Below are 6,307 nucleotides of genomic sequence, written 5' to 3'. Positions count from 1 at the left end.
GCGGGGCGTGCCGCCCTGACGGCCGAACGGTTCGTCGCCGACCCGTTCGGCGTCACCGGCCGGATGTACCGGACCGGCGACCTGGCCCGCTGGACGGACGGCGGCGTCCTGGAGTTCGCGGGACGCGCCGACGAGCAGGTCAAGATCCGCGGCTTCCGGATCGAACCCGCCGAGATCGAGGTCGTCCTGACCGCGCACGAAGGCGTGGTGCAGGCCGCCGTGATCGCCCGCGAGGACCAGCCGGGCGTGAAGCGCCTCGTCGCCTACATCGTCGGCGACGCCGACGCCGACGAGACGACCCTCCGAGAGTTCACGGCCGCCAAACTGCCCGACCACATGGTCCCGGCCGCGTTCGTCCGGCTGGACGCCATTCCCGTCACGGTGAACGGGAAGCTCGACCGCGCGGCCCTCCCGGCGCCCGACTTCGCGGGGCCGGCCTCCGGACGAGGCCCCTCCACCCCGGCCGAAGAGGTCCTGTGCGGGCTGTTCGCCGAGGTCGTCGGCCTGGACCGGGTCGGGGCGGACGACTCGTTCTTCGCCCTCGGCGGCGACTCCCTCCTCGCGATGCGCCTCATCGCCCGTGTCCGGTCGGTGCTGGGCGCCGAGGTGAGCATCCGCGACCTGTTCGCGTCCCCGACGGTCGCCGGGCTGGCCCGCGTCGTCGAGGACGGGTCCGCGACGGCGTCGCGCGCGGCGCTGACGGCGCGCGGGCGCCCGGAAACGATCCCGCTGTCGTTCGCGCAGCGGCGGATGTGGTTCCTCAACCGGCTGGAGGAGGCGGGCGCGGGCGCGGTCTACAACGTTCCGATGAGCCTGCGGCTGACCGGCGAGGTGGACGTCGCCGCGCTGGAAGCGGCGCTCGGCGACGTCGCCGACCGGCACGAGAGCCTCCGCACGATCTTCCCCGACACCGGCGGCGTCCCACGGCAGGAGATCCTCGCCGGGGCGGCGGGCCGCCCCGGGCTGCGGGTCGAGCGGATCGAGGCGCCCGCCCTGGAGGCGGCGGTCGCCGCCGAGATGGGGCGGGGCTTCGACCTGGCGGGCGAGGTGCCGTGGCGGGCGCGGCTGCTGGTGGTGTCACCGGACGAGTCGGTGCTCGTCCTCGTCGCGCACCACATCGCGGTGGACGGCTGGTCGATGGGCGTCATCACCCGTGACCTGGGGGTCGCCTACGAGGCCCGCGTACGCCGCGGCGAGGCCCCCGGCTGGGAGCCGCTGCCCGTCCAGTACGCCGACTACGCGCTGTGGCAGCGCGAGGTGCTCGGTGACCTGGACGATCCGGACAGCGTCGCCTCCGCCCAGCTCTCCCACTGGCGCGACGCCCTCGGCGGGATGCCCGACGAGCTGGCGCTGCCCTTCGACCGCCCCCGGACGGCGGACGCGACGTTCCGCGCGGGAAGCGTGCCGGTGCGGGTCGACGCCGACGTCCACGCACGTCTGGCGGAGGTGGCGCAGCGGGACGGCGTGACGATGTTCATGGTCGCGCAGGCCGCCCTCGCCGTCCTGCTGTCGCGGATGGGCGCGGGCACCGACGTCCCGCTCGGCACCCAGATCGCCGGACGCGGCGACGCCGCGCTCGAAGACCTCGCCGGGTTCTTCCTGAACACCCTCGTGCTGCGGACCGACGTGAGCGGCGACCCGACGTTCGCCGAACTGCTCGCCCGCGTCCGCGAGACCGACCTCGCCGCGTACGCGCACCAGGACGTCCCGTTCGAGCGCCTCGTCGAGGACCTCAACCCGCCCCGCTCCCTCGCCCGGCACCCCCTCTTCCAGGTGATGGTGTCCGTCGAGAACGGTCCGCGAGCGGGCGCGCCGCTGGAGCTGCGCGGACTGGACGTCGACGCGTTCGCCGCCGCGGCCGAGGCCCGGACGGCCCAGTTCGACCTGGCGCTGACCCTGACCGAGCAGCGCGACGGCGACGGCGCCCCCGCGGGCATCGGCGGGCAGTTCGAGTTCGCCGCCGACCTGTTCGACGAGGACACCGTCCGGGCGCTGTCGGACCGGCTGGCGCGGATACTGGCACAGGTCGCGGCCGACCCCGGCACGCGCGTCCGGGACCTCGAACCGCTGTCGCCGCAGGAGCGGCACCGGATCCTCCGGGAGTGGAACGACACCGGCCGTCCCGTCCCGGACGCGACGCTCGTGGACGTCTTCGAGGAGCAGGCGGCGCGGACGCCCGGCGCCGTCGCGGTCATCGCGGACGACGCGACGTGGACCTACGCGGAACTGGACGACCGCGCGAACCGGTGGGCGCACGAACTGATCGGGCGCGGCGTGCGGCCGGAGAGCCGGGTCGGCGTCGTGACCGAACGGTCCGCCGAGCTGCTCGCGATGCTGCTGGGCGTCCTCAAGGCGGGCGGCGCCTACCTGCCGCTCGACCCCGGCCTGCCCGCCGACCGAACCCGGTTCATGCTGGCCGACGCCGAACCCGCGCTCACCCTGGAGCCCGGCATGGCACCGGCCGCCGGAACGCCCGGCACGCGCCCCGCCGGGGTGCCGCTCCGCCCCGCCCACCCCGCCTACGTGATCTACACGTCCGGTTCGACAGGGGCCCCGAAGGGCGTCGTGATCAGCCATGCCGCCGTCGTGAACCAGCTCCTCTGGATGCAGGGCGAGTACGGCCTCGACGTCGGCGAGCGGGCCCTGCACAAAACGCCGTCCGGCTTCGACGTCTCGGTGTGGGAACTGTTCTGGCCGCTGCTCGTGGGCGCGACCGTGGTCCCGGCGCGGCGCGACGGGCACCGCGACCCCGGATACCTGGCCGAACTGATCGAACGCGAACGCGTCGGCGTGGTCGAGTTCGTCCCGTCCATGCTCGCGGCGTTCCTGCGGCAGGACGGCATCGCCGACCGGGCGCGGAGCCTGCGGCGGATCTTCTCCGGCGGCGAAGCCCTCCCGGCCGGCCTCGCCGCGGAGACGCACCGGACGCTGGGCGTCCCGCTGCACAACCTGTACGGGCCGACCGAGACGACGATCGGCGTCACGGCACGTCCCGTCGAACCCGGCGACGGCGGCGACGGGCCGGTGCCGATCGGCCGTCCGGTGTGGAACACGCGGACCTACGTCCTGGACGAGGCCCTCCGGCCGGTGGCGCCCGGCGTCGTCGGCGAGCTGTACGTCGCGGGCGTCCAGCTCGCGCGCGGCTACGCGGGCCGCCCCGGCCTCACGGCCGAACGGTTCGCGGCGTGCCCGTTCGGCGCGCCGGGCGAGCGGATGTACCGGACCGGGGACCTGGCCCGCTGGACGCCCGACGGCGAACTCGTCTTCGCCGGCCGGGCCGACGACCAGGTCAAGGTGCGGGGGATCCGCATCGAACCCGGCGAGGTCGAGGCGGCGCTGACGTCCCACGAGCACGTGGACCGCGCCGTCGTCGTCGCCCGCGAGGACCGGCCCGGCACGCGGCGGCTCGTCGCGTACGTCGTCGGCACGGCGGACGAGCCGTCCCTGCGGGCGCACGCGGCGGCACGGCTGCCCGAGTACATGCTGCCGTCGGCGTTCGTCCGGCTGCCCGAGATACCGCTGACCGTCACCGGCAAACTCGACCGGGCCGCGCTGCCCGCGCCCGACTTCGCCGACCGGGCCCCCGGCCGCGCGCCCGCGACCCCCGCCGAGGTGGTGCTGGCCGGGCTGTTCGGCGAGATCCTCGGCGTGGAGCGGGTCGGCGTGGACGACTCGTTCTTCGACCTCGGCGGCGACTCCCTCCTCGCCATGCGGCTCATCTCCCGCGTCCGGTCGGTGCTGGGCGTCGAGGTCGGCATCCGCGACCTGTTCGCCGCCCCGACCGTCGAGGCGTGGCGCGGCTGCGCGCCACGGCCCGCGCCGCGCTGACCGCCCGCACCCGCCCGGACGTCGTGCCGCTGTCGTACGCGCAGCAGCGGATGTGGTTCCTCAACCGGCTCGAAGAGGCCGGCGCGGGCGCCGCCTACAACCTGCCGCTCGTCCTCCGCCTGACCGGCGACCTGGACACCGCCGCCCTGGAAGCCGCGCTCGGCGACGTCGCCGACCGGCACGAGGCGCTGCGCACCACGTTCCCCGACGCGGACGGCGTCCCCCGCCAGCACGTCCACGAAGGCCCGGCCGCCCGGCCGCGGCTGCGGATCGTCGACGTCGCGGAGCACGACGTCCGGGCCGCCGTCGCGGCGGAGACGGCGCGCGGCTTCGACCTGGCCGCCGACCTGCCCTGGCGGGTCCGACTGCTGCGGCCGTCGGCGGACGAGGCCGTGCTGGTGCTGGTGGCGCACCACATCGTGGTGGACGGCTGGTCGATGGACGTCCTGACGCGCGACCTCGGCGCCGCCTACGCGGCCCGCGTCGGTGGCGCGGCGCCCGAGTGGGAGCCGCTGCCCGTCCAGTACGCCGACTACGCGCTGTGGCAGCGGGAGGTCCTCGGCGACCCCGACGACCCGCGGAGCGCGATCTCCGGACAGCTCGGCCACTGGCGCGACGCCCTCGCCGAAGCCCCCGACGAACTCGCGCTCCCCGTCGACCGCGCCCGCCGGGCGGAGGCGTCGTTCCGCGCCGGCACCGTCCCGATCGACGTCGGCGCGGACGTCCACGCCCGCCTCGCCGAACTGGCGCGGGCGCAGGGCGTGACGATGTTCATGGTCGCGCAGGCGGCGGTGGCGGTGCTGCTGTCGAAGGTAGGTGCGGGTGACGACGTCCCGATGGGGACGGCCGTCGCGGGGCGTGGCGACGCGGCGCTGGAGGATCTGGCGGGGTTCTTCGTGAACACGCTGGTGCTGCGGACGGACGTGAGCGGCGACCCGACGTTCGCCGAACTGCTCGCCCGCGTCCGGGAGGCGGACCTGGCCGCGTACGCGCACCAGGACGTCCCGTTCGAGCGCCTCGTCGAGGACCTCAACCCGCCGCGGTCACTGTCCCGGCACCCCCTCTTCCAGGTGATGCTCGGCGTCGAGAACGTGACCGAAGCCGAAGACCCGTGGGGGCTGCCCGAACTCCGCGTCGAACCGGAACCCCTCGACGAGACGGCCGTGGCCCGCTTCGACCTCTCCGTCGGCCTCACCGAACGCCGCGACGCCGCCGGATCCCCGGACGGCCTCGGCGGCGAGATCCAGTACGCGGCCGACCTGTTCGACGAACCGACCGTCCGGGCGCTCGCCGCACGACTGGCGCGAGTCCTCGAACAGGCCGCCGCCGATTGCGACACGAGGGTCTCCGGGATCGAGGTCCTGTCGGAGGACGAGCGGCGGCTCGTGGTGGGGGAGTGGAACGACACGGCGCGGGCGGTCCCGGACGCGTCGATCGCCGGGCTCTTCGAGGAGCAGGCCGCCCGGACGCCGGATGCGGTCGCGGTGGTGTCGGACGGTGTGGCGTGGTCGTACGCGGAGTTGAACGCGCGGGCGAATGGTGTGGCGGGTGGGTTGGCGGGGTGTCGCGGTTCGCTGGTCGGGGTGCGGATGCGGCGGTCGGCGGAGTTGATTCCGGTGTTGTTGGGGGTGTTGAAGGCGGGTGCGGCGTACGTGCCGCTGGACACGAGCCATCCGGAGGAGCGGATCGCGGCGGTGATGGCCGAGTCCGGGGTTTCGGTCGTCGTCACCGACGATGACGTGTTCGAGCCGGTCGAGGAGAACCCGGCCGTCCGGATTTCGCCGGACGATCTCGCGTACGTCATGTACACGTCGGGGTCGACGGGTGTGCCGAAGGGCGTCGCGGTCACGCACGCGAACGTGGTGGCGTTCTGCCTGGACGAGGCGTGGCGCGAGGACGTCGTTCTGGTGCAGGCGAACCATGCGTTCGATGCGTCGACGTTCGAGATCTGGACGCCGCTGCTGCAGGGTGGACGACTGGTCGTGGCGCCGTCCAGCGACTTGGACGCGGCCGAGCGCGGGCGGTTGATAGCCGAGCACGGCGTCACGAACGTCCACGCGACCGCAGGACTCTTCCGTGTCCTGGCCGAACAATCCCCGGAGATCTTCGCCGGAGTGCGCGAGATCTCGACGGGCGGCGACGTCGTCTCGTCCACGGCCGTCCGGAACCTCCTGGAGACCCACCCGGGTCTGATCGTTCGGACGACCTACGGCCCGACCGAGACGACCGCGTTCGCTACGCAGTTGGCGTTCACCTCGACCGACGACGTGCCCGACGCGATGCCGATCGGCGCCCCGATGGACAACACCCGCGCGTACGTCCTGGACGACGCGATGCGCCCGGTTCCTCCCGGCGTGGTCGGGGAGCTGTACCTCGCGGGTCACGGCTTGGCGCGCGGGTACGCGTCCCGTCCGGGCCTCACCGCGGAACGGTTCGTCGCGAACCCCTTCCACCCCGGCCGCATGTACCGCACCGGTGA

General features: G+C 74.3%; 2 protein-coding genes. Both read left to right on the top strand.

Translation table 11 applies throughout. The features are described 5' to 3' along the window. Window positions 1-3,828: non-ribosomal peptide synthetase (locus BJF79_RS29555; protein WP_143220343.1), on the top strand; the 3,828-nt coding region annotated here is incomplete at its 5' end. After that, the coding region (locus BJF79_RS29550; protein WP_143220341.1) for a non-ribosomal peptide synthetase at window positions 3,792-6,307 on the top strand (2,516 nt) is incomplete at its 3' end. The genes BJF79_RS29555 and BJF79_RS29550, both read left to right, overlap by 37 nt.

The organism is Actinomadura sp. CNU-125, from assembly GCF_001942465.1.
Classification (GTDB): domain Bacteria; phylum Actinomycetota; class Actinomycetes; order Streptosporangiales; family Streptosporangiaceae; genus Spirillospora.
The sequence above is the reverse complement of the archived record's forward strand: the minus strand, read 5'-3'. Positions and strand labels throughout refer to the sequence as shown.